At 69.2% G+C, this 25,521-nt stretch carries 28 protein-coding genes; 20 read left to right on the top strand and 8 right to left on the bottom strand.

Going from position 1 to position 25,521, the window contains the following annotated elements; translation table 11 throughout:
* Positions 1-6: 6 nt before the first annotated feature.
* The 5 genes from EJO66_RS32825 to EJO66_RS21000 form a co-directional block, all read right to left on the bottom strand.
* Complete coding sequence (locus EJO66_RS32825; RefSeq protein ID WP_206168872.1) at positions 7-588, bottom strand: hypothetical protein; 582 nt, start codon at positions 586-588, stop codon at positions 7-9.
* The gene (locus EJO66_RS32820; protein WP_206168871.1) at positions 503-1,414 is read right to left on the bottom strand and encodes a GAD-like domain-containing protein; all 912 of its coding nucleotides are present in this window, start codon (positions 1,412-1,414) and stop codon (positions 503-505) included. Before EJO66_RS32820 ends, EJO66_RS32825 begins: the two co-directional genes overlap by 86 nt.
* A 105-nt stretch (positions 1,415-1,519) precedes the next feature.
* Positions 1,520-2,062, bottom strand: coding sequence for a hypothetical protein (locus tag EJO66_RS32615; protein ID WP_164547874.1), 543 nt, complete (start codon positions 2,060-2,062; stop codon positions 1,520-1,522).
* A 51-nt stretch (positions 2,063-2,113) separates the two neighbouring features.
* Positions 2,114-3,379, bottom strand: coding sequence for an MFS transporter (locus EJO66_RS21005; RefSeq protein WP_125965975.1), 1,266 nt, complete (start codon positions 3,377-3,379; stop codon positions 2,114-2,116).
* 258 nt (positions 3,380-3,637) lie between these two features.
* Positions 3,638-4,072, bottom strand: coding sequence for a Cif family virulence factor (locus tag EJO66_RS21000; RefSeq protein WP_240648650.1), 435 nt, complete (start codon positions 4,070-4,072; stop codon positions 3,638-3,640).
* Between the two features lie 139 nt (positions 4,073-4,211).
* On the opposite strand from EJO66_RS21000, the gene EJO66_RS20995 reads away from it, so the two are divergent.
* The 17 genes from EJO66_RS20995 to EJO66_RS20915 all read left to right on the top strand — a co-directional run bounded on the left by EJO66_RS20995 (position 4,212) and on the right by EJO66_RS20915 (position 20,085).
* Positions 4,212-5,393, top strand: coding sequence for a CaiB/BaiF CoA transferase family protein (locus EJO66_RS20995; RefSeq protein ID WP_125965974.1), 1,182 nt, complete (start codon positions 4,212-4,214; stop codon positions 5,391-5,393).
* Positions 5,394-5,458: 65 nt separating this feature from the next.
* On the top strand, positions 5,459-6,472 hold the full coding sequence (locus EJO66_RS20990) for an AraC family transcriptional regulator (protein ID WP_125965973.1): 1,014 nt from the start codon (positions 5,459-5,461) through the stop codon (positions 6,470-6,472).
* Between the two features lie 98 nt (positions 6,473-6,570).
* A complete protein-coding gene (locus tag EJO66_RS20985; protein ID WP_125965972.1) occupies positions 6,571-8,073 on the top strand; it encodes a class I adenylate-forming enzyme family protein in 1,503 nt (500 codons plus the stop codon).
* A complete protein-coding gene (locus EJO66_RS20980; protein WP_125965971.1) occupies positions 8,073-8,492 on the top strand; it encodes a PaaI family thioesterase in 420 nt (139 codons plus the stop codon). Before EJO66_RS20985 ends, EJO66_RS20980 begins: the two co-directional genes overlap by 1 nt.
* A 46-nt stretch (positions 8,493-8,538) precedes the next feature.
* Positions 8,539-9,519 (top strand): tripartite tricarboxylate transporter substrate binding protein, encoded by a 981-nt coding sequence (locus EJO66_RS20975; protein WP_125965970.1) that lies wholly within the window; start codon positions 8,539-8,541, stop codon positions 9,517-9,519.
* Between the two features lie 17 nt (positions 9,520-9,536).
* Positions 9,537-10,355 (top strand): SDR family oxidoreductase, encoded by an 819-nt coding sequence (locus EJO66_RS20970; RefSeq protein ID WP_125965969.1) that lies wholly within the window; start codon positions 9,537-9,539, stop codon positions 10,353-10,355.
* Positions 10,352-10,786 carry a PaaI family thioesterase gene (locus EJO66_RS20965; RefSeq protein WP_125965968.1) on the top strand — a complete coding sequence of 145 codons (435 nt, stop codon included), beginning with the start codon at positions 10,352-10,354 and terminating at the stop codon, positions 10,784-10,786. Before EJO66_RS20970 ends, EJO66_RS20965 begins: the two co-directional genes overlap by 4 nt.
* 109 nt (positions 10,787-10,895) lie before the next feature.
* Complete coding sequence (locus EJO66_RS20960; protein WP_206168875.1) at positions 10,896-12,080, top strand: lipid-transfer protein; 1,185 nt, start codon at positions 10,896-10,898, stop codon at positions 12,078-12,080.
* On the top strand, positions 12,077-12,520 hold the full coding sequence (locus EJO66_RS20955; protein ID WP_124961282.1) for a MaoC family dehydratase N-terminal domain-containing protein: 444 nt from the start codon (positions 12,077-12,079) through the stop codon (positions 12,518-12,520). The genes EJO66_RS20960 and EJO66_RS20955 overlap by 4 nt, the downstream gene beginning before the upstream one ends.
* Positions 12,521-12,528: 8 nt before the next feature.
* Entirely contained in the window at positions 12,529-12,957 is a 429-nt protein-coding gene (locus tag EJO66_RS20950; RefSeq protein ID WP_240648647.1) for a MaoC family dehydratase, read from the top strand.
* A gap of 22 nt (positions 12,958-12,979) precedes the next feature.
* Positions 12,980-13,819 carry an SDR family NAD(P)-dependent oxidoreductase gene (locus EJO66_RS20945; protein WP_124961284.1) on the top strand — a complete coding sequence of 280 codons (840 nt, stop codon included), beginning with the start codon at positions 12,980-12,982 and terminating at the stop codon, positions 13,817-13,819.
* Complete coding sequence (locus EJO66_RS20940) at positions 13,816-14,982, top strand: acyl-CoA dehydrogenase family protein (protein WP_124961285.1); 1,167 nt, start codon at positions 13,816-13,818, stop codon at positions 14,980-14,982. The genes EJO66_RS20945 and EJO66_RS20940 overlap by 4 nt, the downstream gene beginning before the upstream one ends.
* The gene (locus tag EJO66_RS20935) at positions 14,979-16,670 is read left to right on the top strand and encodes a long-chain-fatty-acid--CoA ligase (RefSeq protein ID WP_125965965.1); all 1,692 of its coding nucleotides are present in this window, start codon (positions 14,979-14,981) and stop codon (positions 16,668-16,670) included. The genes EJO66_RS20940 and EJO66_RS20935 overlap by 4 nt, the downstream gene beginning before the upstream one ends.
* Positions 16,667-17,470 carry an enoyl-CoA hydratase/isomerase family protein gene (locus EJO66_RS20930; protein WP_124961287.1) on the top strand — a complete coding sequence of 268 codons (804 nt, stop codon included), beginning with the start codon at positions 16,667-16,669 and terminating at the stop codon, positions 17,468-17,470. The genes EJO66_RS20935 and EJO66_RS20930 overlap by 4 nt, the downstream gene beginning before the upstream one ends.
* Positions 17,467-17,856, top strand: a complete 390-nt coding sequence (locus EJO66_RS20925) for a Zn-ribbon domain-containing OB-fold protein (protein WP_124961288.1) — start codon at positions 17,467-17,469, stop codon at positions 17,854-17,856. The genes EJO66_RS20930 and EJO66_RS20925 overlap by 4 nt, the downstream gene beginning before the upstream one ends.
* Positions 17,853-19,034, top strand: a complete 1,182-nt coding sequence (locus EJO66_RS20920) for a thiolase (protein WP_125965964.1) — start codon at positions 17,853-17,855, stop codon at positions 19,032-19,034. The genes EJO66_RS20925 and EJO66_RS20920 overlap by 4 nt, the downstream gene beginning before the upstream one ends.
* A gap of 46 nt (positions 19,035-19,080) precedes the next feature.
* Positions 19,081-20,085, top strand: a complete 1,005-nt coding sequence (locus EJO66_RS20915; protein WP_125965963.1) for a tripartite tricarboxylate transporter substrate binding protein — start codon at positions 19,081-19,083, stop codon at positions 20,083-20,085.
* Positions 20,086-20,112: 27 nt separating this feature from the next.
* On the opposite strand, the gene EJO66_RS20910 is transcribed toward EJO66_RS20915, so the two are convergent.
* Positions 20,113-20,925: a class I SAM-dependent methyltransferase gene (locus EJO66_RS20910; protein WP_124961291.1), complete on the bottom strand. Its 813-nt coding sequence runs from the start codon at positions 20,923-20,925 to the stop codon at positions 20,113-20,115.
* Positions 20,926-21,018: 93 nt separating this feature from the next.
* Positions 21,019-22,104, bottom strand: coding sequence for an alpha/beta fold hydrolase (locus EJO66_RS20905; RefSeq protein ID WP_125965962.1), 1,086 nt, complete (start codon positions 22,102-22,104; stop codon positions 21,019-21,021).
* A 111-nt stretch (positions 22,105-22,215) separates the two neighbouring features.
* On the opposite strand from EJO66_RS20905, the gene EJO66_RS20900 reads away from it, so the two are divergent.
* Both EJO66_RS20900 and EJO66_RS20895 read left to right on the top strand, forming a co-directional pair.
* Positions 22,216-22,863, top strand: coding sequence for a glutathione S-transferase family protein (locus EJO66_RS20900; protein ID WP_124961293.1), 648 nt, complete (start codon positions 22,216-22,218; stop codon positions 22,861-22,863).
* Between the two features lie 125 nt (positions 22,864-22,988).
* Positions 22,989-23,519 (top strand): cytochrome c, encoded by a 531-nt coding sequence (locus EJO66_RS20895; RefSeq protein ID WP_223262437.1) that lies wholly within the window; start codon positions 22,989-22,991, stop codon positions 23,517-23,519.
* Positions 23,520-23,558: 39 nt separating this feature from the next.
* On the opposite strand, the gene EJO66_RS20890 is transcribed toward EJO66_RS20895, so the two are convergent.
* Positions 23,559-24,449, bottom strand: a complete 891-nt coding sequence (locus EJO66_RS20890; RefSeq protein ID WP_164547873.1) for an NmrA family NAD(P)-binding protein — start codon at positions 24,447-24,449, stop codon at positions 23,559-23,561.
* A gap of 110 nt (positions 24,450-24,559) precedes the next feature.
* Between EJO66_RS20890 and EJO66_RS20885 the strand changes: the two genes are divergently transcribed.
* A complete protein-coding gene (locus EJO66_RS20885; protein WP_125965961.1) occupies positions 24,560-25,483 on the top strand; it encodes a LysR family transcriptional regulator in 924 nt (307 codons plus the stop codon).
* Positions 25,484-25,521 lie beyond the last annotated feature (38 nt).

Raw genomic sequence — 25,521 nt, 5'->3', positions numbered from 1 at the left:
CACGCTTCAATCCGCCCGGCTGACAAGGACGTCGCCTGTCTCGGGCCCGTTGACGATGGCGCCTGCCGCGTCGCGCTGCACCTTGATGCCAACGCCGCAACGCTCCGGGTCCATTTGCCACACCCAGCCGTAAAGAGCACGCGGGCTGTCCTTGGGCGACATGAGCGGCATGTTCATTCGCAGCCCGCCGTTGCTTCCCAGATCCACCCAGGCCATCACGGTGGAGTCTTCCGGGTCGCTGTCGGCGCCGACCTCGACGATCGTGGCCCTCAGCGGCTCGCGGTGCACCAGGGCCTGCAGCGCAGCCGGCAGGTCCTCGAACGGTGGCGCGTCCATCCCGTCGGAGTTCTCGACGGGAAAAGGATCGTCCAGCCGCACGGGCCGGAAATAGTGCTCGGAGCTGCCCATCGTTGCGCGCCCGCCGATGGCCGTTGCCATGTCCTCGAGGCGGGTGGCCTGCAACAGCAGTGGCTGTCCGCCGCAGCGCATCAGGTACAGGCCATCATCGTCGGCATCGCTGCCCAGCGACTTGCTGGTGAACACCAGGTCGAGCCGCAGCAGGCAGTCGCCTTCTTCGGTATCGAGCACCCGATACCGCCCGCTGTAGTGCCGAATATCCGATGCTTCGCCCGTCTTGTGATCGTTCTTCCAGAAGAGCAGCTGATAGCTGCCCTGCGCGTCGAGCGCGATCAGTCGGCGCCAATCGATGTAAGTCGACAGATAGAGCCCCCCCCGGGTGGCCGTCTTTTCTCTCCACGTCCTTGAAGGCCGCGCGATATTTGTCGGGCAAGGCTGCCCGGATGCTGTCCGGGGGCGGCGCTGGCGGCGCCTGCTCGTGGTCGACCTGTGCGCGAAGCTTCTGGTGAAGCGCGAGCGCATCCGTCCTGGCGATCTTCAGCATCTGCATGGACAACAGCATCGGGTCGACGTGGTACGCCTCACCGGGAGCGAGCGTGCCTGCTTCTTGTTGCGCGGTTTCGAGCATGGCCGGTTGGATGAATTCATCGGCCTGACTCGGGTCGCTCAGAACCTTGTTGAACAGATCCGCCAGGTCCCAGCTCAGGATGCTGACGCTGCGGGTCACCGGATTCAGCGCCGCAACGTCCTCGTCCGAAGCCGTGAGCTTCCTGTAAAAAAGAAGTGTGCCGAATGGTGTCAGCGCAATGGGCACACGCAAGGTGGCATCGGGTGGCGACACGATCCATCGGTCCAGCGTGGATTGCCAGGCCTGCGGATCGATCAGGCAGATCTGCCGACGGCCGTAGCGCCCGAGGCCGTGCTTGCGCCACAACTCGAGCAGCGCGGCGGGCAGCTGCCCCTCGTATCGGCCCAGCAGTCCCTTCGTCGCCGGTGCGCAGTCCGCGTGCGGAGGGTTCGCCTTGATGAATGGATGGAGCTTGATACGGCCGAACATGGATTTCTATTTCGGTAAGAAGGTACGAATTTTTCGCAGAGGCACACGCCTCTTGGCGAGGGGAGGCGCAGGTCGGCCAGAAACGGCCGACGGGCATCGCCGAATTCAGAAGCCGTTGGCTTCACCGCCGGGCAGATTGAAGGAGTCGGGTCCCGGGAATTTCTTGTCAGGCTTGTGAATCGGGCGCCTGTGAAGGGACGCGAAGCTCATGCAGCATGCGGCCCCGATCACAGGAATCAACCACACCAGAGCCAACTGGAGCCTGCGTTGCAGCGGCGAATAAAAACCGCTGCGCAATACAACGACCGTTGCGATCAGATTTCCCGCGAGCACTGCGATGGCAATGAAAGCAAGTACGACGTACACATGTCTGGGCAATGTGGATTCTCCAAGAGCTGAATGAATGTAGCCAGGGGTGCTGGCGGACGTCAACCGATGAAATTCCTGAGGAAGTAAAAGCAGTGCGGGAGCGCCTCGCTCGCGCCTTCCCGGCCCGCAGGAAACCCGTCCGGCGCACGGGCATTCGAGGCGGGCCGAAAGCTTGAAAACCGACGGTCCGAACCAGATCGGGCGCGAGAACGGGCGGCGGCGCATCGTGGTGTACGCGAACACCGGCGGCTCGGACATGGTCCGCGTGATCGCGGACATCCGCGCGGTGATACACGGCACTGTTGCAGCAAACGCTCCCGCCTCGGGCGGCTATTCCCCGTCCACGCGGTCCCGGCGCATGGCGCGCCAGAGTGCCAGGTCGTAGCTGATCTTCAGCAGCCCGCAGGCGATGAGCGGCAGCGAGATCCATCCGGCCGCGAACAGCGCGCCGCTGATCGTCGGGCTGATGGCTGCCGCCAGGCTCCGCGGCACGGCGGTGAAACTCGCCGCGGCGCTGCGCTCCGCCGGCGTCACGACCGCCATCACGTAGGCCGTCCGCGTGGGCACGTCCATCGACGACAGCGCACTGCGCACCATCAGCAGGCCGAGCGCGATCGGCAAGCTCGGCGCCAGCGCGGCCAGCACCAGGCAGACGTTGGCCGGCAGGTGCGTGAAGACCATGGTGTTGAGAAGGCCGATGCGCCGGGCAACCACGGGTGCGGCGAGCTGCGACGCCGCGCCGAGCAAACCGGTCCAGAAGAAGAACACGCCCGCCTGGGTCAGCGAGAAGCCGAATCGCTCCAGCAGCCACAGCGACATCAGTGCGTTGATGGCCAATCCGCCGGCAAACGAATCGACGCTGAAGAGCGCCGCCAGCCGCATCACCACGCGGCGGGATGGTCCGAGCGGCGCCGGTGCGACCGGCGCGCTGTCCGTGCTGTCGCTGGCGCCGGCGTGGGTGGGAAGATTCCGGTAAAGCCAGAACACAGCCAGCCCGATGGCCGCGTAGACCGCGAACATCCCGCGCAGTGCGTCGGGCCGCGTGAACTCGCTGTGCCGAACCAGCCAGTCGGGCACGGCGGCCGCCAGCGCACCCAGCGCTGCGCACAACGCACCCAGCAGGCTGTAGCGCGCGAACAGCGCCGTGCGCGCATGGCCCTGCGCCGCCGCGGCCAGGCGCGCGTGCTCGAGCGGAAGGAACACGCTGACGTCGCCGGAACTGGGATTGAGCGTGCCCACCAGTGCAACCACCAGCAACGGCCAGAACGACGTCAGGCCCGCAAAGCCCAGGCCGGTGGCCGCCATCAGCAAGGCGGCGCCGCGGAGCAACCGCCCGCCCGCGAAGCGGAACCCCCAGGCGCCGACGGCCAGCGTGGCCAGTGCCGAGCCCAGCATCGTCGCCGTACTGACGATGCCGACCTCCAGCGTATCCAGCCCGATCGACAGCAGGTAGGCCGGCAGCAGCACCGCCATGTAGCCGTCGCCGAAGGCGCGCAGCCCCCGCGCGGCAAGCAAGGGCACGGCGCACGGATCGACCCCGGCGGGCAGCAGCCGCGCGAGACCGCTCGGCGGCCGAGTCGAAGGGGTCGCGCTCATCGGTTTTGCCCGGCAGCGTCCATGGTCGGACCGCCCAAGCTGATGAAGCCGAGTTGGAGCCGCAAGCGAAGCGCTTCGGCGAAGGAAACAGGCTGGGAGAGCGCAGGAAGCGCAGAAGGTGCATCAGGCAAGGCGGTGTCCACGGAAGGCTCCGTTGTGAGTCACCAGCACTTGGACGGGACACCGTCTGACTTTGCAGAACGGGAGGCTGTTTTCCCGATGCCGCCATCGTAGCACCGAGCGGAAGGCATGGGCGGCTCACGCGATGCCGTGCTTCTTCAACTCGGCATTTTCATCCCCGGTGATCCAGCCAAACACCTTGCCCCTGGCATCGTCGATCCGCACCAAGTACGCGCTGGTGAAATCGATCAGCTTCCCTGCACCGTCGACGTCGTACGTGGCGCGCCAGTCGACGTGCGCCAGTCCATGGAGCTCATCGATCGGCGTCACGCGCAGGCCGCGCACCTCCATCTTCTTCGTGCCCATCCCTCGATAGCGCGCGAAGCCGTCGGCCATCACCTTCCTGAGTTCGTCGTCGTTCTTGCCCGACATGATCCCGGCGGGCGAGGCAGCGATGAAGGTCTCGGTGTACAGGCCGGCAATGGCTTCGAGATCGGGCTCGGCCGTCAATGCCGCATTGAAATTCCGTGCATAGCGCTCGAACAATTCTTTCACCGCTTGCTGCATTTGCATGATTCGTGCTCCTTGGGTTAGTGGCATGCAGTCGGATTCGTGCCTCGGCCGGCCGGACGCGGCCTGACGCTTTTCGCCAATCGCCGGGAGCAGTGCTGCCATTGCCGCGGCGCCCCGCGCCGCCTAGATTGCAGCCCACATGACCTCTTCCCCCGAACCCATGGCAGGCGCAGCCAAAGGCGCGCCGCTCGCAGGCGTGCGCGTGCTCGACCTGACCCGCCTGCTGCCCGGTCCGCTCGGCGCCATGCACCTTGCCGACCTTGGCGCCGACGTGATCAAGATCGAAGACACCGGCGCCGGCGATTACGCGAGCCCCAGTGTGCGCGCGCTCGTCAACCGCAACAAGCGCGCGATCCGCGTCGACCTGAAGCACGCGCAGGGCGTGGCCACGCTGCTGCGCCTGTGCCGCGAGGCCGACGTGCTGATGGAGGGCTTCCGGCCCGGCGTGATGCAGCGGCTCGGCGTCGGCTATGAAGCGGTGGCGGCCGCGAACCCGCGCATCGTCTACTGCAGCATCAGCGGCTTCGGCCAGACCGGGCCGCTGTGCGACACGCCGGGGCACGACCTGAACTACGCGGCGCTCGCCGGCGTGGCCGACCAGATCGGCAATGCCGCGGGCCCGGCCCTGTCGAACCTGCCCGTGGCCGATCTGCTGGGCGGCACCATGACCGCGGTGGCCGGCATCCTGGCCGCGCTGTTCGATGCCGCACGCAGCGGGCGCGGGCGGCATGTCGACATCGCGATGGCCGACGGCGTGCTGGCCCATGCGGTGCTGCCGCTGGCCGGCCTGCACCAGCATGGCGAGGTGCCGCGCATCGGCCACAGCGCGCTGACGGGTTCGCTCGCCTGCTACGGCTACTACCGCACCGCCGATGGCCGGCAGCTGGCGGTCGGTGCGCTGGAGCCCAAGTTCTGGAACGACCTGTGCCGCCTGCTCGAGCGCCCCGACCTCGCGCCGCTGCACCGCAGCGGCAATGCCGCCACCGAGGAACGCCTGCGCGCGGAGCTGGCCGCCATCTTCGGCGCGCGGCCGCTCGCGCACTGGCGCGGCCTGTTCCACGACGGCACGGGGTGCGTGACGCCGGTGCTGCGCATCGACGAGACGCTGGCGCATCCGCATTTCCGCGCGCGCGGCATGCGCGTTGCGACCGATGACGCGGCCCCGCCGCAGCTCGGCTGCCCGATCAAGATGACCGGCTTCGAGCCGGCCGTGGCGCGCCCCGCCCCGCGCGCCGGCGAGCACACCGACGAGATCCTGCGGCAGGCCGGGCTCGACGCATCGGCCGTGGCCGCGCTGCGGGCGGCCGGTGCCATCGATTGAGGCACTGCCTCCCCGGGGCGCTGCCTACAATCCCACCGGCCGAGTTGCAGCAGCGGCCGCCACCGATGACGCTCACCCACCACACCGTTGCCATCCAGCAGGTGCACAGCATCCTGATGGGCGCGCGCCACCGCGGCGTCGATGCGGCGCGCGTGCTGGCCCGCGCAGGCATCGCGCCGTCGCTGCTGGAGTCGCCGCTGGCGCGCATCTCGCAGCGCCAGTACGCGCTGCTGATCCGCGCGCTGCGGCGCGAACTGCGCGACGAGATCTGGGGCCTGCTGAGCGGCCCGCTGCCGCCCGGCAGCTTCGGCCAGTGCATGCGACAGCTGGTGCGCTGCGCCACGCTGGGCGAGGCCCTGCGCGAAGGCTTCGCCTCCTACCACCTGCTGCTGCACGACTTCGTGCCGCGCCTGGCGGTGCAGGGCGGCAGCGCGCATGTGCAGTTCGTGCTGCGGCGCGCCTCCGATGCGCGGCTGGACTACGCGGTGAAGGCCTTCATGCTGTTCGCCTTCAATGCCTCGTCATGGCTGGTGGCGCGCCGCATTCCGCTGCTCGAGGTCGACTACACGGCGGAGCAGACCAACACCGAGACCTCGCGCGTCTACCAGGTGCCGATCCGCTACGGCCAGGCGCACGTGGGCATGTCGTTCGAGGCGCGCTGGCTCGACCTGCCGGTGGTGCAGTCGCCGCAGAGCCTGCGCGAATTCCTCGCGGGCTCGCCGGCCAACCTGATCGTGAAGTACCGCGACACCAGCAGCCTCACCGAACGCATCCGCCGGCTAATGCGCAAGGGCCTGGGCAGCGAGTTGCCGTCGCTGGAGGAAGTGGGCGAGGCGCTCGCGGTGACGCCGCAGACGCTGCGCCGGCGCCTGCGCGACGAAGGCCGCGGCTTCCAGCAGATCAAGGACGAGCTGCGGCGCGACGCCGCCATCGACTACCTGCTGCACACGCCGCTGCCGCTGCTCGACATCGCCAACCGCGTGGGCTTCTCGGAAGCCAGCACCTTCCACCGCGCCTTCAAGCAGTGGACCGGCGTGGCGCCCGGCGAGTACCGGCTGACGCACGGCCCGGAACGCTGAGCGGTTTCGCCAAGCCCTTTGGCGCTTCCCGCCATGGGTGCAGCTCGCGGTGCGGCCTAAGCTGTGCCGCATCTTCGTTAACCGTCGGTGGCTTCATCGTGTACCTGACCCAAGGCCTGCATCGCGCGCTCCAGCGCCACCCCGGCATGGCGGCGCTCACCCACGTGGGCGACGCCGGCGTGCACCGCCAGACGCATGCGCAGATGGCGGACGGCATCGCGCGCCAGGCTGCCGCGCTGGCCCGGCGCGGCATTGCGCGCGGCGACCGCGTGGCGCTGCTCGCGCCCAACAGCGACCAGTTGGTGCGGGCCGTCCTCGCATGCTGGTGGCTCGGCGCCGTCGCCTGTCCCTTGAACATCCGCTGGAGCACGCCGGAGCTCGCGCATGCACTGCACGACAGCGAAGCCTCGCTGCTGCTCGTGCACGAAAGCCTGCAGGCGCTGGCACCGGCCGATGTGCCCGCGCGCGCGCAGATGGATGCGCTCGAAGACGAAGGCGTGGCGCTGGAACCCTTGCCCGACACGCGCACCGGCGGCGACGCGCTCGCCGCCATCCTCTATACCGGCGGCACCACTGGCCGCTCCAAGGGCGTGATGCTGAGCCACGCCAATTTCTGGACCGCATCGATGGCGCGCGGCGCCGAGCTCAACAACGCGCCCGATTCGGTCTCGCTGCTGGTGGCGCCCCTGTTCCACGTCGCCGGGCTCGGGCGGCTGGTGGGCCAGCTGATCGTCGGCGGCGGCTGCGTGACGATGGCGCAGTTCCGGCCCGCCGCGGTCATCGACGCGATCGAGGAGCACCGCATCGGCGACATCGTCGTGGTGCCGAGCATGCTGCAGTCGCTGCTCGACGACCCGTCGTTCACGCCCGGGCGCGTGCGCAGCCTCACGCGCATCGCCTTCGGCGCCGCACCGATGCCGCCCGACCTGCTCGACCGCGCACTGGCCGCCTGGCCGCACGCCGAGTTCTTCCAGGCCTACGGCCTCACCGAAACCGCCGGCGCCGTGTGCATCAACCTGCCTTCGAACCACCGGCCCGAGGCGCGCGCGCTCGGCCGGCTGAACTCGGTCGGCCGCGCCGGCCTGGGCGCCGAGATCATCGTTGCGGACGAGAGCGGCCGCGAGCTGCCGCGCGGCCAGGTCGGCGAAGTGCTGGCGCGCGGGCCGATGGTGATGCAGGGCTACTGGCGCAACCCCGAGGCCACGGCCGCCGCGCTGCAGGGTGGCTGGCTGCGCACCGGCGATGCGGGCCGCATGCTGCCCGACGGCCACCTGTTCATCGTGGACCGCCTGAAGGACATGATCATCAGCGGCGGCGAGAACGTCTACTGCGCCGAGGTGGAGGCCGCACTGCGCAGCCATCCGCAGGTGCGGCAGGCAGCGGTCATCGGCGTGCCCGATGCGCGCTGGGGCGAGGCGGTGCATGCGGCGGTCGTGCTGGCCGACGATGCCCGCGCCGATGCCGATGAACTGCGCGCCTGGTGCCGCGAGCGCCTGGCCGGCTACAAGTGTCCGCGCGGCATCAGCTTCTTGCGCGAGCTGCCGTTGTCGGCCGCGGGCAAGGTGCTGAAGAACGTGCTGCGCGAGCGGCTGCAGGCGTGATGCAACCCGTCACCGGCGCGGACCACCGCCACCTGTTCGGCCAGGTGCCGTTCATGCGGCTGCTGGATGCGCACCGCGAATTCTCCGAAGGCGGCCGCGCGCGCCTCGTCATCGACGCGCGGCCCGAGCTCGGCAACGTCATCGGCGCCGTGCACGGCGGTGTGCTGGTCACGCTGCTCGATGTGGCCATGGCGAGCGCGGCCGTGTCGCTGTTCGACTTTGCGCGCACCGCCGTCACGCTCAATCTCAACACCAGCTTCCACGCGCCCGGCCGCGGCCGCCTCACGGCCGACGGCGAAGTGGTGCAGCACGACGCCAGCGTGGCCTGGTGCCGCGCCACGGTCAGCGACGAGGCCGGCCGCCTGGTCGCGCAAGCGCAGGGCTCCTTCCGCTACCTGCCGCTGCCGCAGGCCGCCTGAACCGCATGCGCCGCCGCCAATTTCAAACGACAGGAGACATGACACCATGAACCGCAGCTTCCGCCCGCTTAGCCGGCGCGCCGCGCTGGGCGCACTGATCGCCCTCGGCGCCAGCGCGGCCGCCCCGGCCTTCGCCGCCGACCCGTATCCGAGCAAGCCGATCCAGCTCGTGCTGCCATTTCCGCCGGGCGGCTCCTTCGACCCGATCTTCCGCACGCTGGCCGAGGCCGCCTCCAGGGACCTGGGCCAGCCCATCGTTCTGATGCACAAGCCGGGCGCGGGCGGCGTCACCGGCACCGCATCGCTGGCGACCATGAACGAAGCCGACGGCTACACGATCGCGGTGATGCACAACTCGGTGATCCGCGCGCCGCTGGTGCAGAAGGTGAGCTGGGACCCGCTCAAGGACTTCAGCTACCTGATCGGGCTGGCCGGCCTCACCACCGGCATCGTGGTGGCCACCGACGCGCCCTGGAAGTCGCTGCCCGAACTGCTGGCCGACGCCAGGAAGCGCCCCGGCGCCGTCAGCTGGGGCAACGTCGGCGCGATCAGCATCAACCGCATCTACGCCGAGCGGCTCGCCAGGCAGGCAGGCACGTCCTTCAACCTGGTGCCCTACAAGGGCGGCAGCGAGGCCTTCCAGGCGGTGATCGGCCGCCATCTCGACGTCTACGGCGACCCCGGCTTCGGGCCCCAGGTGCAGGGCGGCAAGGTGCGCCTGCTCGCCACCTTCACCGCCGAGCGCCTGAAGCGCTACGACGCGCCGACCGTCAAGGAGCTGGGCCACGACATGGTGATCGATTCGCCGGTGGGCCTGGTGGCGCCGAAGAACCTCGATCCGAAGATCGCCGCCAGGCTGCACGCGGCCTTCATCAAGGCTGCGGCGGACCCGGCCTACCTCCAGCAGCTGGAACTGTTCGACATGCAACCCAAGCTGATGACCGGCGAGAACTATGCCGACTACGCCCGTGCGCAGTTCGAGCGCGAGCGCAAGATGCTGGCCGAGATCGGCTTCAAGCCGGAGTGATCGGGGCAATGAACACCATGGACTTTTCCGCCTTCGATTTCTCGGGCCGCCACGTGGCCGTGGCCGGCGGCTCCAGCGGCATCAACTTCGGCATTGCGCAGGCTTTTGCGCGCGCCGGTGCGCGCCTCACGGTGCTCAGCCGCTCGGCCGACAAGGTGGCCGCGGCGGCGCAGCAGCTCGAAGCGCTCGGCACGCAGGCACTGGGCATTGCGGCCGACGTGCGCCAGCCCGAGGCGCTGGAACGCGCCTTCGCGCAGGGCGCCGAGCGCTTCGGCCCCATCGACGTGCTGGTCTCGGGCGCCGCGGGCAACTTTCTTGCGAGCGCGCTCGACATGTCGCCCAATGCCTTCAAGACGGTGGTCGACATCGACCTGCTCGGCAGCTTCAACGTCGCGCGGCTCGCGCATGCGCACCTGCGCCGGCCCGGCGCCTGCGTGATCCAGATCTCGGCCGGCCAGGCCTTCACGCCCACGCCGTTCCAGGCCCATGTGTGCGCGGCCAAGGCCGGCGTCGACATGCTGACGCAGGTGCTGGCGCTCGAGTGGGGCCCGCAGGGCATCCGCATCAACTCCATCGTGCCCGGGCCGATCGCCGACACCGAAGGCCTGAAGCGGCTCGCGCCCACCGGCGACACCATGGCCGCGATGGCCGAGCGCGTGCCGCTCAAGCGCCTGGGCCGCATCGAGGACATCAGCCGCATGGCGATGATGCTGGCGAGCGACTGGGGCTCCTACATCACGGGGACCGTCATTCCTGTGGACGGCGGCCTTGCGCTGACCGGGCCGCGCGACTTCACGGCGGCGGCTGCCGCGTCGAAGCGGGGGTCCGCGCCATGAGCCTGCAGCTTGCGAGCGCGCCGCAGGAAGGCGACGGCCGGCCGAGCAGCGGACCGCAGCGCCATGTGCCCTTTTCCGAGCACCTCGGGCTCAGGCTCGAGCATGCGGAAGGCGGCAAATCGCTGGTTTCGGTGGCGCTGCGCCCCGAGCTGCTGAACAACCACGCAAGCGGCCATGGCGGCGTGCTGATGACCCTGCTCGACAGCGCGATGGCGCATGCCGCGCTCTCGCGCGTCGACTACGCGCGGGAGGTCGTCACGGTCGACATGCACATCGCCTTCATGCGGCCCGCGGGCGGGGTGCTGCAGGCACAGGGGCACGCCGCGGGTGGCGGCCGCTCGGTGTGCTTTTGCGAGGCCACCGTCACCGACGCGAGCGGCGAAGTGGCGGCGCGCGCGATGGGCACCTTCCGCTACCGCGATATTGCATGAGCGTTTCGGCCAATCGTTTTGGGCCGATCCGCGATTGCCCGAGCCTGTGCACCGGCGGAGACTTCCTTCCATCGTCACCGCGTCCCACTGAGGAGTTTCCATGACACGTATGCAGCGCCCCGTCCATGTGGTCGGCGTGGGCATGATCCCCTTCACCAAGCCCGGCGCCAGCGACCCTTACACCGTGATGGGCGCACGCGCAGCGAAGCTCGCGCTCGACGATGCCGGCGTCGACTATGCGCTGGTGCAGCAGGCCTATGTCGGCTATGTCTATGGCGACTCCACCGCGGGGCAGGCCGCCATCTACGGCGTCGGCCTGAGTGGCATTCCGGTGTTCAACCTCAACAACAACTGCTCCACCGGCTCCAGCGCACTGTTCCTCGCGCGCCAGGCGGTGGAAAGCGGCATGGTCGAATGCGCGATCGCGCTCGGCTTCGAGCAGATGCAGCCCGGCGCGCTCAAGGGCGCCTATGACGACCGCCCCTCGCCGATGGCGCGCTTCGCCGAGGTGATGGCCGAGAAGCAGGGCTACGTGCCCGAAGCGCCGCGCGCCGCGCAGTTCTTCGGCGGCGCCGGCCGCGACTACATCGCGCAGCACGGCATCCGCCGCGACACCTTCGGGCGCATCTCGGTGAAGGCGCGCCAGCATGCGGCGCGCAACCCGCTCGCGGTGTTTCGCCAGACGCTCACGCTCGACGAGGTGATGGCCTCGCCGCTGGTGTTCGATCCGCTCACGCGCTTCCAGTGCTGCCCGCCCACCTGCGGCGCGGCCGCGGCCATCGTCTGCTCGGCCGAGTTCGCAGAAAAGCACGGGCTCGACATGCGCGTGGTCATCGCCGCGCAGGCCATGACCACCGACACGCCCTCCACCTTCGAGAGCAGGGACATGCGCAAGCTGGTCGGCTACGACATGACCGCCGCCGCGGCCCGCCAGGTGTACGAAGACGCCGGCATCGGCCCCGAGGAACTCGACGTGGTGGAGCTGCACGACTGCTTCACCGCCAACGAGCTCATCACCTACGAGGCGCTGGGCCTCACGCCCGAGGGCACGGCCGAGCGCTTCATCGTCGAGGGCGACAACACCTATGGCGGGCGCGTGGTGACCAATCCGTCGGGCGGCCTGCTGTCCAAGGGCCATCCACTCGGCGCCACGGGCCTTGCGCAGTGCGCGGAGCTCGTGTGGCAATTGCGCGGCCGGGCCGAGCAGCGCCAGGTCGAAGGTGCACGGCTCGCGCTGCAGCACAACCTGGGCCTGGGCGGCGCCTGCGTGGTCACGCTCTACCAATCCAGATGATCGACCGCCGCCACATCGGCCACCAGCTTCCGCCCTTCCAGGTGGAAGTGGAAAAAGGCCGCCTGCGCTTCTTCGCCAAGGCCACGGGCCAGACCGATCCCGTCTACATCGACGAGGCCGCCGCGCGCGACGCCGGGCACCCGGGCCTGCCGGTGCCGCCCACCTTTCTCTTCTGCCTGGAGATGGAGGCGCCCAACCCGGCCGCCATCCGCGAGCTGCTGGGCATGGACTACCGCAGCCTGCTGCACGGCGAGCAGGGCTTCAGCTACCACGCGATGGCCTATGCGGGCGACACGCTCACGTTCCGCCAGCGCATCGAGGACATCTACGACAAGAAGAACGGCGCGCTCGAATTCGTCGTGCGCAAGACCGCCGTCAGCAACCAGCGCGATGAACTCGTGGCCGAGCTGCGCTGCGTGACCGTCGTGCGCAACTCATGAGCCTCGCAATGACCACCGCCACCCTCCCCGACTGGAACGCACTGCAGCCCGGCGACGCCCTGCCCCCGCTCGAATTGCCGCCGATCCGCCGGCTCGACCTGGCGCTGTACTGCGGCGCCTCTGGCGACCACAACCCGATCCACGTCGACAGCGACTTCGCGAAATCCGCCGGCATGCCCGACGTGTTCGCGCACGGCATGCTGTCGGCGGCCTGGCTCGCGCGGCTGCTGACCCACTGGGTGTCGCAGGCGGCGATCCGTTCGCTCGACCTGCGCTTTGCCGCCATCACCCATGTGGGCGAGCGCATCCGCTGCACCGGCACGGTGGCCGAGAAGTTCGAGCACGAGGGCCGGCGCAGCGTGCGGCTGAAGCTCATGACGGCCACCCATGAAGGCGCCGCCAGGCTGAGCGCCGAGGCACTCGTCGCCTGGCCCTGACACATCCCCGAGGAGACAACCCATGAACAGCAGCACCAACAGAAAACTCGAAGGCAAGGTCGCCATCGTCTCCGGCTCCGGCCGCGGCATCGGGCGCGAGATCGCGCTCAAGCTCGCGGGCGACGGTGCGCGCGTGGTCATCAACGACCTCGATGCCGAACCGGCCGCGCAGACCGTCAATGACATCGTGGCCGCAGGCGGCAGCGCCATCGCCTGCTCCGGCAGCGTGACGGACGCCGGCTTTGCCGACCGCTTCGTGCGCACCGCGGTCGACAGCTACGGCGGCCTGGACATCGTCGTCAACAACGCCGGCTACACCTGGGACAACGTGGTGCAGAAGATGAGCGACGAGCAGTGGGAGGCGATGCTGGCCGTGCACCTCACGGCGCCATTCCGCATCCTGCGCGCGGCCTCCAACTTCATCCGAGACGCGGCCAAACGCGAGGCCGACGAAGGCCGCGAAGTGTTCCGCAAGGTGGTCAACATCTCGTCCACCTCCGGCGTCTACGGCAACGCGGGCCAGGCCAACTACGCGGCCGCCAAGGCCGGCATCAACGGCCTGACCAAGGCCATGGCCAAGGAATGGGGCCGCTACAAGGTCACGGTCAACAGCGTGGCCTTCGGCCTGATCAAGACCCGGCTGACCGAAGCCGATGCCAGCGCGGGCGCGAGCATCGACATCGAGGGCCGGCAGATCAAGGTCGGCGTCAACCCGCAGATCCTGAAGAACGCCGAGGCGCTGATTCCGCTCGGCCGCGGCGGCACGCCGCAGGAGGCGGCGGGCGCGGTCTACCTGTTCTGCATTCCGGAGTCGAACTACGTGAGCGGCCAGGTGCTGGTCTGCGGGGGCGGCCGTCCATGACCGGCGGGGCCGTCGCCACGCGGCCGTGGATGAACGGGGAACTGGAGATGCTGCAGGGCAGCGCGCGCCGCTTCTTCGAACGCGAGTGCGTGCCCCACGAGCCGCGCTGGCGCGCGCAGCACCACGCCGACCGCGAGATCTGGACGAAAGCCGGCCAGGCCGGCCTGCTGTGCGCCAGCATTCCCGAAGCCTACGGCGGGGGCGGCGGCAGCTTCCTGCACGAGGCGGTGATCTGCGAGGAGCAGATGCGTGCCATGGCGCAGGGCTTCAGCAACAACGTGCACAGCGGCATCGTCGCCCACTACCTGCTGGCCTACGGCACCGAGGCGCAGAAGCAGCGCTGGCTGCCGCGCATGGCCAGCGGCGAGCTGGTGGCGGCCATCGCGATGACCGAGCCCGGCGCCGGCACCGACCTGCAGCGCATCAAGACGCAGGCACGGCGCGACGGCGGCCACTGGCGCATCAGCGGCAGCAAGACCTTCATCACCAACGGCATGCACGCGGGCCTGGTCTGCGTCGCGGCCAAGACCGACGCGGCGGCCGGCGGCAAGGGCATCTCGCTGCTGATGGTCGAGACCGAAGGTACGACGGGCTTCCGGCGCGGGCCGCTGCTCGACAAGATGGGCCAGAAGACGCTCGACACCACCGAGCTGTTCTTCGACGACGTGCGCGTGCCGGCCGACAGCCTGCTGGGCGGCGAAGAGGGCCGCGGCTTCGCGCAGCTCATGCAGCAGCTGCCGCGGGAGCGCCTGCTGATCGCAGTCGGCGCCGTGGCCACCATGCAGCGCGCCATCGGCGACACACTGGACTACGTGCGCGACCGCCAGGTGTTCGGCGAGCCGCTTTTGAAGATGCAGAACACCCGCTTCAAGCTCGCCGAGTGCGAGACGCAGGCGCAGGTGGCGCGCGCCTTCGTCGACGACTGCATCGCGCGCCTGATGCGCGGCGAACTCGACGTGCCGACGGCCGCCATGGCCAAGTGGTGGACCACCGACGCCTGCTGCCGCATCGTCGACGAATGCCTGCAGCTGCACGGCGGCTATGGCTTCATGAACGAATACCCGATCGCGCGGCTCTATGCCGACGTGCGCGTGGGCCGCATCTACGGCGGCGCCAACGAGGTGATGAAGGAAATCATCGCGCGGGCGCTGGAGCAGCAATGAACCCCAGGCCGCCGCACTTCCGCTTCTGGCCCAAGGGCGTGGCGCGCGAGCTGCGCGTGCCGCGCGCCACGCTTCTGGACTACCTGGACACCGCGGCGCGCCGCTATCCCGGCAAGCCGGCCATCGTCTACTGCGGCGCGGCCACTTCCTATGCACAGCTGCGCCAGCGCGTCGACGCGCTGGCCGGCTACCTGCAGCAGCGCCTGGGCGTCGCGCCCGGCGACCGCGTGCTGCTCGCGAGCCAGAACTGCCCGCAGTTCGTGACGGCCTTCTACGCCGTGCTGCGCGCAGGCGCCGTGGTGGTGCCGGTGAATCCGATGAGCAAGGCCGCAGAGGTGGAGCACTACGCGGCGGACAGCGGTGCGTGCATCGCCTTCGTCGCGCAGGAGCTGCTGCCCGCGCTCGCGTTCGGCGAAGGCGAGGGCGATCTGCGCGCCGCGCTCGTCCATGCCTATGCCGACGCGATCGATGCATCGGCGAGCGACGACACGCTGCCCGGCTGGGTCACGGCGCCGCGCGCGCCGCTGGCCGACGCGCGCCTGCACGGCTTCGAGCAGGCGATCGCGCGCGGCCTCGCGCCCGCGGCATTGCCCCTGTCGCCCGACGACCTGGCCGTGCTGCCCTACACCTCGGGCACCACCGGCCATCCCAAGGGCTGCATGCACACCCATGCGACGCTGCTGGCCTCGCTCGCTTCCTCGGCGGTGTGGAAGCAGCTGCATGTGGAGACGGTCACGCTGGCCGTCGCGCCGCTCTTTCACATGCTGGGCCTGCAGAACGGCATGAACCTGCCGATGTTCCTCGGCGCCACCGCGGTAATGATGCCGCGCTGGGACCCGGCGATGGCCGCGCGCCTGATCGAGCGCCATGCGGTCACCGCCTGGTCGGCGCCGCCGGCGATGGTGATCGACCTGTTCTCCCACCCGGAAGCCGAGCGGCGCGACCTCTCCAGCCTGGCGCTGCTCTCGGGCGGCGGCGCCGCAATGCCCGAGGCCGTGGCCGCGCTGCTCCTGCAGCGCCACGGCCTCTCGTACAACGAAGGCTATGGCCTGACCGAGACCGCCTCCTTCCTGCACGCCAACCCACCCGCGCGCGGCAAGCGCCAGTGCCTGGGCATGCCGACACAGGGCGTGGATTCGCGCATCGTCGACCCGGTCACGTTCGAGGAGCTGCCGGCCGGCGAAGTGGGCGAACTCGTCACGCGCGGTGCGCAGCTCATGAAAGGCTACTGGCGCAACCCGGAGGCCGACCGCGAGGCCTTCATCGAGATCGGCGGCCAGCGCTTCTTCCGCACCGGCGACCTGGCCTCGATGGACGAGGACGGCTACTTCTTCCTGCGCGACCGGCTCAAGCGAATGATCAATGCTTCCGGCTACAAGGTCTGGCCCACCGAAGTGGAGAACGCGATGTACGAGCATCCGGCCATCCACGAGGCCTGCGTGATCGCAGTGCCCGACGGCAGGCGCGGCGAGTCGGTCAAGGCGCTGGTGGTGCTCAAGCCCCAGGAGCGCGGCCGCGTCGGCGAAGAGGACGTCGTCGCCTGGTGCCGCGAGCGCATGGCCGTCTACAAGGCGCCGCGCGTGGTCGAGTTTCTCGACAGCCTGCCGAAGTCCGGCACCGGAAAGATCCTCTGGCGCGAACTGCAGGAAGCGCACCGCGCCGCCGCCCAGGAGCAACCACACCCATGAACGATTTCACCGCACTGCGCTGCAAGCGCCACGGCAGCACCGCGCTGCTGACGCTGGACACGCCCGCCAACCGCAACGCGCTCACCCCCGCCATGCGCGACGAGCTCGCCCGGGCCATCGCGCAGGTGCGCGGCGACGCCGAGGTGCGCGCACTGGTGCTGGCCGGCGCCAACGGCCAGTTCTGCTCGGGCGGCGACCTGCGCGGCATTGCCGATGCGAAGCTCGACAACGCCGGCTGGCGCGAGCGCATGCAGGCCACGCAGCGCTGGTTCAGCGAGCTGATCCTGCTCGACAAGCCCGTGATCGCGGCGGTCGATGGCGCGGCCTATGGCGCCGGCTTCAGCCTGGCCCTCGCGGCGGACTTCGTGCTTGCGAGCCCGCGCGCACGCTTCTGCATGTCGTTCCTCAAGCTGGGCCTGGTGCCGGACTGCGGCGCCTTCTACACCCTGCCGCGCGTGGTCGGCGCGCAGCGCGCACGCGAGCTGATGCTGTCGGCGCGGGAGGTTGGTGCGGCCGAGGCGCTCGAGCTCGGCATTGCGATGGAACTGCACGAGCCCGCGCAGCTGCTGCCGCGCGCGCTGGCGCTGGCCGAGAGCTTTGCCGGCGCCTCGCCGCTGGCCGTGAGCCTGGTGAAGCGCGCCACCGGCGATGCAGGCGCACTGGCTGCGCTGCTCGACACCGAGGCGAACGTGCAGGCGCTGGCCTTCGGCAGCGCCGAGCACCGCGAGGCGGTGAACCATTTCCTGGACAAGAAGCCGCTGCCCTTCCAGTGGCCGGCCCACAAGGAGCAAGCCCGATGAACGACCACAGCATCGGCGTGCAGGCCTTCCACCAGCGCGAGCTGGACGCCGGCCGCTTCCTGCTGCAGCGCTGCGGCGACTGCGGCCGCCACGTCTACTACCCGCGCGAGAGTTGTCTGCATTGCGGCGGCACGGCGCTCGAATGGAAGGCGCCGGACGGCCTGGGCACCGTGCATGCCGTGACGACCGTGCGGCGCAAGCCGGCCGATGGCGGCGACCTCAACGTGAGCCTGGTCGATCTCGACGAAGGCGTGCGGCTCATGAGCCGCATCGAGAACCTCGCGCCCGAAGCGGTGCGCATCGGCCAGCGCGTCCGCGCGCGGGTGCAGGTGAAGGACGGCCGCGGCCTGGTGCTGTTCGATGCCGTCGAAGGAGCCACTCGATGAGCGCCGGACTCGAAGCCTTGCGTGGCAGCGCAGCCATTGCCGGCGCCGCCACCTTCGGCTGCGGCGAGGCGCCGGGCTTCACCGACATGGAACTGCTGGCGCGCGCCGCGCGGGCGGCCGTGGCGGATGCAGGCCTCGAGATGCGCGACATCGACGGACTCTGCACCGCCAGCGCGTCGGCCGCGATGTGGGCCCTGCCGGTGGTCGAATACCTGGGCCTCAACCCGCGCTACATCGACGGCACCATGCTCGGCGGCAGCAGCTTCATCGCGCACCTGCTGCCCGCGATGCAGGCCATCCGTTCGGGCCAGTGCAGCGCGGTGCTCATCTGCTACGGCAGCGCGCAGCGCAGTGCCGCCTTCGGCCGGCGCAAGATCGTGGCGGCGCGCCGCTTTCTCGATCCGCAGCCCTACGAGCACCCGTATGAGCCGATGCTGCCGGTGTCGGCCTACGCGCTGGCGGCTTCGCGCCACATGCACGAATTCGGCACCACGCGCGAGCAGCTGGCCGACGTGGCGGTGGCCGCGCGCGCCTGGGCCGGGCTCAACCCCGAGGCCTTCATGCGCGAGCCGCTCAGGCGCGAGGAGGTGCTGGGCGCCCGCATGGTGTCGAACCCGCTGACCGTGCGCGACTGCTGCCTGGTCACCGACGGCGCCGGGGCCTGCGTGCTGGTGAGCGCCGAGCGCGCGAGGGACCTGCCGAAGAAGCCGGTCTATGTGCTGGGCAACGCTACGGCGGTGTGGAACCGGCAGATCTCCTCGATGGCGGACCTCACCGTCACGGCGGCGAGCCAGTCGGGCCGCGAGGCCTTCGCGATGGCCGGGCTCGCACCCAGGGACACGGACGTGGTGCAGCTGTACGACGCTTTCACCATCAACACGCTGCTGTTCCTCGAGGACCTGGGCTTCTGCCCCAAGGGCGAAGGCGGCCGCTTCGTGGCCGACGGCGCCATCGCACCGGGCGGCCGGCTGCCCGTGAACACCAACGGCGGCGGGCTGTCGTGCGTGCATCCCGGCATGTACGGCATCTTCGCGCTCATCGAGGCCGTGCGGCAGTTGCGCGGCGAATGCGGCGAGCGCCAGGTGAAGAACGCGCAGACCGCGCTCGCGCATGGCAACGGCGGCATGCTGTCGAGCCAGGCCACCGCGATCCTGGGCACGGCCGAAACGCTGCGTTGAGCCGAGTCGAGTCGAGTTATTCCACCCCCGAAGAGGAGACAAGCCCATGAAGACGACATCGATGCTGGTACGAAGGCTCTGCGCGGCCGCAGGCCTGGCGCTTCTGCTCGCCGCGCCGGCGCTGGCTCAAACAGCCACACAAACGGCCGCGCAGCCCGCCTATCCAAGCCAACCGCTCAAGCTGATCGTGCCCTACCCCGCCGGCGGCGCCACCGACTCCCTGGCGCGCACCATCGGCCAGAAGCTGCAGGAAGCCTGGGGGCAACCTGCGATGGTGGAGAACCGCCCCGGCGCCGGCGGCACCATCGGCAACGGCTTCGTCGCCAAGGCGCCGGCCGACGGCCACACGCTGCTCATCGCCATCACCGCGCTGATCCAGCAGCCGCCGCTCATGGACAAGCTTGCCTACGATCCGCTGAAGGACTTCGCGCCCGTCACCATGATCGCGCGCAGCCCCAGCATGCTGGCCGTGCCGCTCGACTCGCCCGCAAAGAACCTCAAGGACTTCATCGCCATGGTGAAGCAGAGCCCCGGCAAGTACAACTTCGGCAGCTACGGCGCCGGCACCTCGTCGCACATCCAGGGCGCGCTGCTGAACATGCAGGCCGGCATCGACCTGGTGCACGTGCCGTTCCAGGGCGCGGCGCCACTGGTCACCAACCTGGTGGGCGGCCAGCTCGCCTCGGCCTTCATCGACAGCGCCACCGCGCGGGCGCATCTCAAGTCGATGCGCCCGCTGGCCGTGACCGGCACGCAGCGCATGCCCGGCCTGCCCGACGTGCCCACCTTCGCCGAGCTCGGCTTTCACTCCTTCGACCCCTATGGCTGGTTCGGCGTGTTCCTGCCCGCCGCCACGCCCGCGCCGGTGGTGCAGAAGCTGTCCGACGAGATCGACCGCATCGTGCACCTGCCCGACGTGAGCGCCAAGATCGAGGCGCTGGGCCTGCAGGTCGCTGGCGGCAAGCCCGAAGCGTTCCAGAAGGTGGTGCGCGCCGATGCCGCCATCTACGCGAAGATCATCAAGGACGCGAACATCCGCCTCGCGCAGTGAGCGCGGATGCGGCGCGCGCCGCTGCGGCTACCCCGGCGCCGTGCCCTTGACGGCCCACGCGAGCGCGGCGTAGGAGCGCGCGCCATCGGCTTCGCCATCGAGGTAGGCCGCCTCGACCGCCTCGCGCAGCCTGGAGCGCGCGTCCGCATCGAGCGTGGCGACGTATTCCGCGCCGGGCCCGTCCTTGCCCTCGAAGGGCGCCCAGTAGTCGGCGAACGAGGCGAACTCCATGCGCATGGCGAGCGTCGTTTCTTCCACGCCCTTGAACCCCGCGTCGCGCCACGCCCGTCCCAGTTCGCCGGGCCGCGTGAGGGGCCGCGTGTAGTTGCGGGCGCGGCGGGCGCCGGCCTCCGGGTCGAGCACGGCGGCGGTGTCGAAGAACATGCGGTTGGCGACCCAGCCGCCACGTGCGTCCCACACCGCTGCGCCGACCACCGCGCCGGGCCTGGCGACGCGGCGCATCTCGGCAATGGCCTTGCCCGGCTCCGGCACGAAGTGCAGCACCAGCAGCGAGAGCACGCGGTCGAAGCTTTGCGCCGGATATGGCAGCGAACAGGCGTCGGCCACCTCGAAGACGATGCGCGCGTCCTCGTTGTGGCGCCGCGCGTGTTCGATGTAGGGCAGCGCGATGTCCACGCCCCGCATTTCGCCGGCGCCGGTGCGGCGGGCCACGGCGAAAGTGAGGTGGCCGGTGCCGCATCCGACGTCGAGGATGCGGTCGCCATCCGCAGTGCCGACAAAGTCGAGAAAAGGCAGCGCGAGGAGGCGGCTCCAGCGGCCCATCAGCCGTTCATAGCCATCACCGTCGGCGGCGACGAAGGTCGAGGACGTGGTGCTCATGGCAATCCCTCCGCACGGCCGGGCGCATGGAAGAGTGCCGTGCAGGCCGATGCTATGCCTCGGCCGATGGCTGCGTCAACGCCGGCGCGCCGGCTACAGCCCTTGTCTTGGCGCCTTTTGCAGCAGTTCCGCAAGCTGCGCCTTCCACCACGTTGCCTGCCCCGTGGTTCCGTGCCCGGTGGTCCGGTCGCTGGCCGGAATCAGGTAGTAGCGGCCATTCTTCACGCGCTTCATTTCACGTTCCATGATGCCGGTCTCGGGCGGGTTGCGCTCGTCGTCGGCCGCGTTGATGGCCAGCGCGGCAGCCCGGATGCGCTCCAGCCCGGGGGATGGGTTGTAGTCGGCGGATGCCTCCCATTGGTAGAGGATGTCGTTTGCATCCGCAGCGAAGGGCGCACCCAGGCGCGTCTCCAGCAGCTTGTCAGCCTGGGCACGCGTCGGCGCGGCCTTGTACATCGCGAGGTTACCGCCGTTGGTGGCGGTGGCGAAGAACACGGAAGCAAACTGGGCGCTGCGAGGCTGGGTGGTGTAGTTGCCGTTGTTCCACTCCGGATCCCTGCGAATGGACTCGGTCAACAGCCGGCGCATCATCCAGTTGCGGCTGGACATCTCGGTGGGCTGGCACGCCATCGGCACCAGTGCGTCCATGGCGCCGGGGTGCTTCACGCCCCACATCCAGGCATGCATGCCCCCCATGGAGTTGCCGATGATCGCCCGGAGGTGCTTGACGCCAAGGTGCTCAGTGACGAGCCGGTACTGTGCGTCCACCATGTCCTCGTAGTTGTAGCGGGGGAAGTTGGCGCGCAGGCCATCCGACGGGCGGGCCGACTTGCCGGTTCCCAGGCCGTCGGGAATGATGATGTAGTAGCGGGTGGCATCCAGCGGCTGGCCCACGCCGAACAGCTCGCCGGCAAATGCAGGCGTCAACATGCTTGCTGCCGAGCCGGTGGTTCCATGCAGGATCAGTACCGGCTCGCCGCTGGGCGCGCCAATGGTGACGTAGTTCAGGCGCAGCTCCGGCATGACCTGGCCGGTGTGGAAGCGAAAGTCCTTGGCGATCCAGCTGCCCTCCTTCGGCGCCGGGTAATCGGCGGCCCGGCTCGGCAAGGCGAGCATCGCGAGGCAGCAGTACAAGGCGGCTCGCAAGGCGAAGCGGTTGAAGTGCGGAATGGCGGGCATGTGTGTCTCCTATGGTTTGAGCACAATTTACCGTGAAAGCCGCGTTTGCCGCGCCATGAACTTTCTTCTGACCGGCATCGCTTGCCGCCGTACGCCGAAAGGACACTCGCCATGACCATCACCATCACCGCCTTTGAACGCTCGCCCGATGGTGGCAAGGGCCTGGCGCGCGACACGCGCGTGCGCTGGGCGCTGGAGGAAGCCGGCCTGCCCTACGAAGTGCGCCTGGTGTCCTTCCGCGCGATGAAGGAGGCCGCGCATCTGGCGCTGAATCCCTTCGGCCAGATCCCCACCTACGAGGAAGGCGACCTCGCGCTGTTCGAGACCGGCGCCATCGTGCTGCACATCGCCGAGCGCCACCCGGGCCTGTTCCCCGCCGATGCCAACGCAAGGGCGCGCGCCATCACGTGGATGTTCGCGGCGCTCAATACGGTCGAGCTTCCCATCCTCGAGCTCGTCACGGTCAAGCTGGCGGAAGGCGACAAGCCCTGGAAGGCCGCGCGCCTGCCCCTCGTCGAGGACCGGGTGCGCGCCCGACTGAATCAACTGGCCGCCCGCCTCGGCGACGGCGACTGGCTGGACGGCGGCTTCAGCGCGGGCGACCTGCTGATGGTGTCGGTGCTGCTGCGGCTTCGGCCATCCGGCCTGCTGAACGAGTTTCCCAGCCTGGACGCCTATGTTGCCCGCGGTGAAGCGCGGCCGGCCTACCAGCGGGCGTTCGCCGCGCAGTTGGCGATCAACGCCGCTCCTTCTCCATAGCAGGCATACCCATGACAAAGCGCCTAGGCAGAAACGGGACAAAGCGCCCATGCGCGGGCCGGAACCGATCGCTACCGTGGTGCCATGTCTACTTCGACATGAGCGCCGAACCTGGGAGCCAGCCAATGAAGAATCGCATGAGTCCACATGCCGCTCTGACGGCTCACCTGATTCGCCGCGTCGCGCGCACCAGCGCCGTGCTGACCGTCCTCCTGTCCTCAGCCTTGGCAGGGGCGCAAACAGGCAGCAGCCAGAAGGCGAACAAGGGCGAGATTCAGCGCGGCCGCTACCTGGTGATCATCGCGGGCTGCAATGATTGCCACACGCCCGGCTACGCCGCAAAGAACGGTCAGGTCGATGAGAAGCTGTGGTTGACTGGCGACGCCCTGGGCTGGTCCGGCCCGTGGGGCACTACGTATGCGGTCAATCTGCGCTTGGTCATGGCTGACATGAGCAAGCAGCAATGGGTGAAGCACGCTCGCACCATGACACCCCGCCCACCCATGCCATGGTTCAACGTACGCCCGATGACCGACGCGGACTTGAAGGCCATCTACGCCTACACCCGCTCGCTGGGTCGCGGCGGTGACCCGGCGCCCGCTTTTGTACCGCCGGGTACCAAGCCTGGCGGCCCGGTGGTGCAGTTCCCCGGCTGATCATGCAACGCGGTTCGCAGCGGCGTGCGAAGGACCCCCTCAGGTCTTCTCGAAAGCCGGCCTGAAGACCGTGGCCGCGAAATCCTCGAGCGTCGTCGGGGTGATCTCGGTCGGGCCCTTGTCGTACTCGCCATCGAGGCGTCCCGTGGAGAAGGCCGCACTCATCTCCATGAGCTGCGCGGCGGCATTCGCGGAGAAGCCCTGCTGTATCAGCGCTGCCCTGCCCTCTTCCGGATCGGCTTGGACATACGCGAGATCCGGCTTGCCGATGGCCGCGCCGAGCAGCGCCGTGGCTTCCTTCATCGTGTAGAGGCTTGGCGCGCGCAGATGGAGTACGCGCTTGCCCTTGCCTGAAGGCGTACGCAACTCGCGCGCCACGACTTGCGCGATGTCTGCGGTTGCCACCATCGGCAGCGGTGCATCGGGCGCAGTCATGTCCGCATACGCGCCGATGGTCCGGATCATCTCTATCGCGATCAGGTGGTTCTCGAAGAAGTAACCGGGCCGCAGGTGCAGCACGTCCACACCGGCGAGTTCATCCAGGCGCCGCTCCTGCCGATGCAGGCCCGCGATCGGGCCGTTCCCCGAGCCCAGGTGCGCGCCGACGCTGCTCAGATTCACGACGCGTTTCAGGCCAGCCGCAGCGATGGCGCGCGCGATTGCATTGCCCAGCCGATCCTGCTCGGCCGCCATGTCCTGCGCTGCGTAGTCGGTAGGGATCATCGTGTAGGCAGCCGTGGCGCCGGCGAATGCCTGGGCCAGGAAGCCCGCATCGCCGATGTCGCCAGCTGCGATACCCGCACCCGCAGCCTTGACGGAGGCGAGCGATCCCGCATTGCGACCGACAACGCGTACCGGCGTCCCTTGTCCGAGCAGCAGTGCCGCGACCTTGGATGTGATGTTGCCGTTGGAGCCGAGGAGCACGTACATGGCAGTTCCCTTCATGGGTGATGTTGCGATGGGTGCCATAGTGCGCGTCACGGTTGTTTTCAGAAAGCGCCTGCAGGAGAATTCATTGTCCAGTTCCGGAGAACAATCGCATGAAGGCTCCTGCCATCTCCTTTGCCCGCCTGGCAGCCTTCGTTGCAGTCGCCGAGGCTGGAACCTTCACTGCGGCTGCCGAACGCCTGAACACCACCAAGTCCGCGGTCAGCCAGGCGGTGGCGGTGCTCGAGCGGGAATTGGGCACGCAGCTGCTGCAGCGATCCACGCGCAGGCTCGCGATCACCGAAGCCGGCGAGGCATTTCTCTCCGATTGCCGCCAGCTGCTGGCCGGCGCCGAGGCTGCGATGGAGCGGGCACGCACCGGGCACGCGCAGCCTTCGGGGACGTTGCGGCTCACCAGCCCCCAGGGATCGGCCGGCATGGTGGCCAGCTGGATCGCGACCTACAGCAAACGCTATCCCGCAATGCGCGTGGACTATGTGCCTACCGACCGCAAGCTCGACCTGATCGCCGAGCACTTCGATCTTGCGATACGCGTCGGACCGATGGCCGATTCGGGCCTTCGCGCGGTGGTGCTCGAGGAACTCGGGCTTTGGACTGTCGCGGCAGCCAGCTACCTTGCCCGGCATGGCACGCCGCGCAGGCCTGCGGAGCTCGCGGGCCACGAGTGGATCGCGCTGTCGCTGCTGCCCGCCCCGTGGTCCATCGATTTCGAGCGCGGCGGCCGCAAGGTCCATGTGAAGCTGCGCGGTTCGATATCGGCGGCGAGCACGGACGCCGTGCTGCAGCTGGTGAGCCAGGGTGCAGGTATCTCCTTTTTTCCGAGTACAGCAGATCTGCGCGCCGAGGTGGAAGCCGGGCGCTTGGTTCGTCTTTTTCCCGGCTGGGCGTCGGGGCGCATGTTTCTCTATGCGGCGTACCCGGGCAATATCGCTCCTCCCGCGAAGACGCGCGCGTTCATCAATCTCGCGAAGGAAGCCGTGCGATCTGCGGGTTCGCAGGGTGCGGCAGGCGTGTAACGATGACGCCGAGCCGATGCAAGACTCCGCGCATCTGC

The sequence above is a fragment of the Variovorax beijingensis genome, from assembly GCF_003951285.1.
Classification (GTDB): domain Bacteria; phylum Pseudomonadota; class Gammaproteobacteria; order Burkholderiales; family Burkholderiaceae_C; genus Variovorax; species Variovorax beijingensis.
The sequence above is the reverse complement of the archived record's forward strand: the minus strand, read 5'-3'. Positions and strand labels throughout refer to the sequence as shown.

Excerpts from the sequence above, each read along its gene's own strand:
- EJO66_RS32820 (WP_206168871.1), bottom strand. The coding sequence starts at position 1,414 with ATGTTCGGCCGTATCAAGCTCCATCCATTCATCAAGGCGAACCCTCCG.
- EJO66_RS32615 (WP_164547874.1), bottom strand. The coding sequence starts at position 2,062 with ATGTCCGCGATCACGCGGACCATGTCCGAGCCGCCGGTGTTCGCGTAC.
- EJO66_RS21005 (WP_125965975.1), bottom strand. The coding sequence starts at position 3,379 with ATGAGCGCGACCCCTTCGACTCGGCCGCCGAGCGGTCTCGCGCGGCTG.
- EJO66_RS21000 (WP_240648650.1), bottom strand. The coding sequence starts at position 4,072 with ATGCAAATGCAGCAAGCGGTGAAAGAATTGTTCGAGCGCTATGCACGG.
- EJO66_RS20995 (WP_125965974.1), top strand. The coding sequence starts at position 4,212 with ATGACCTCTTCCCCCGAACCCATGGCAGGCGCAGCCAAAGGCGCGCCG.
- EJO66_RS20990 (WP_125965973.1), top strand. The coding sequence starts at position 5,459 with ATGACGCTCACCCACCACACCGTTGCCATCCAGCAGGTGCACAGCATC.
- EJO66_RS20980 (WP_125965971.1), top strand. The coding sequence starts at position 8,073 with ATGCAACCCGTCACCGGCGCGGACCACCGCCACCTGTTCGGCCAGGTG.
- EJO66_RS20975 (WP_125965970.1), top strand. The coding sequence starts at position 8,539 with ATGAACCGCAGCTTCCGCCCGCTTAGCCGGCGCGCCGCGCTGGGCGCA.
- EJO66_RS20970 (WP_125965969.1), top strand. The coding sequence starts at position 9,537 with ATGGACTTTTCCGCCTTCGATTTCTCGGGCCGCCACGTGGCCGTGGCC.
- EJO66_RS20965 (WP_125965968.1), top strand. The coding sequence starts at position 10,352 with ATGAGCCTGCAGCTTGCGAGCGCGCCGCAGGAAGGCGACGGCCGGCCG.
- EJO66_RS20960 (WP_206168875.1), top strand. The coding sequence starts at position 10,896 with ATGCAGCGCCCCGTCCATGTGGTCGGCGTGGGCATGATCCCCTTCACC.
- EJO66_RS20955 (WP_124961282.1), top strand. The coding sequence starts at position 12,077 with ATGATCGACCGCCGCCACATCGGCCACCAGCTTCCGCCCTTCCAGGTG.
- EJO66_RS20950 (WP_240648647.1), top strand. The coding sequence starts at position 12,529 with ATGACCACCGCCACCCTCCCCGACTGGAACGCACTGCAGCCCGGCGAC.
- EJO66_RS20945 (WP_124961284.1), top strand. The coding sequence starts at position 12,980 with ATGAACAGCAGCACCAACAGAAAACTCGAAGGCAAGGTCGCCATCGTC.
- EJO66_RS20940 (WP_124961285.1), top strand. The coding sequence starts at position 13,816 with ATGACCGGCGGGGCCGTCGCCACGCGGCCGTGGATGAACGGGGAACTG.
- EJO66_RS20935 (WP_125965965.1), top strand. The coding sequence starts at position 14,979 with ATGAACCCCAGGCCGCCGCACTTCCGCTTCTGGCCCAAGGGCGTGGCG.
- EJO66_RS20930 (WP_124961287.1), top strand. The coding sequence starts at position 16,667 with ATGAACGATTTCACCGCACTGCGCTGCAAGCGCCACGGCAGCACCGCG.
- EJO66_RS20925 (WP_124961288.1), top strand. The coding sequence starts at position 17,467 with ATGAACGACCACAGCATCGGCGTGCAGGCCTTCCACCAGCGCGAGCTG.
- EJO66_RS20920 (WP_125965964.1), top strand. The coding sequence starts at position 17,853 with ATGAGCGCCGGACTCGAAGCCTTGCGTGGCAGCGCAGCCATTGCCGGC.
- EJO66_RS20915 (WP_125965963.1), top strand. The coding sequence starts at position 19,081 with ATGAAGACGACATCGATGCTGGTACGAAGGCTCTGCGCGGCCGCAGGC.
- EJO66_RS20910 (WP_124961291.1), bottom strand. The coding sequence starts at position 20,925 with ATGAGCACCACGTCCTCGACCTTCGTCGCCGCCGACGGTGATGGCTAT.
- EJO66_RS20905 (WP_125965962.1), bottom strand. The coding sequence starts at position 22,104 with ATGCCCGCCATTCCGCACTTCAACCGCTTCGCCTTGCGAGCCGCCTTG.
- EJO66_RS20900 (WP_124961293.1), top strand. The coding sequence starts at position 22,216 with ATGACCATCACCATCACCGCCTTTGAACGCTCGCCCGATGGTGGCAAG.
- EJO66_RS20895 (WP_223262437.1), top strand. The coding sequence starts at position 22,989 with ATGAAGAATCGCATGAGTCCACATGCCGCTCTGACGGCTCACCTGATT.
- EJO66_RS20890 (WP_164547873.1), bottom strand. The coding sequence starts at position 24,449 with ATGTACGTGCTCCTCGGCTCCAACGGCAACATCACATCCAAGGTCGCG.
- EJO66_RS20885 (WP_125965961.1), top strand. The coding sequence starts at position 24,560 with ATGAAGGCTCCTGCCATCTCCTTTGCCCGCCTGGCAGCCTTCGTTGCA.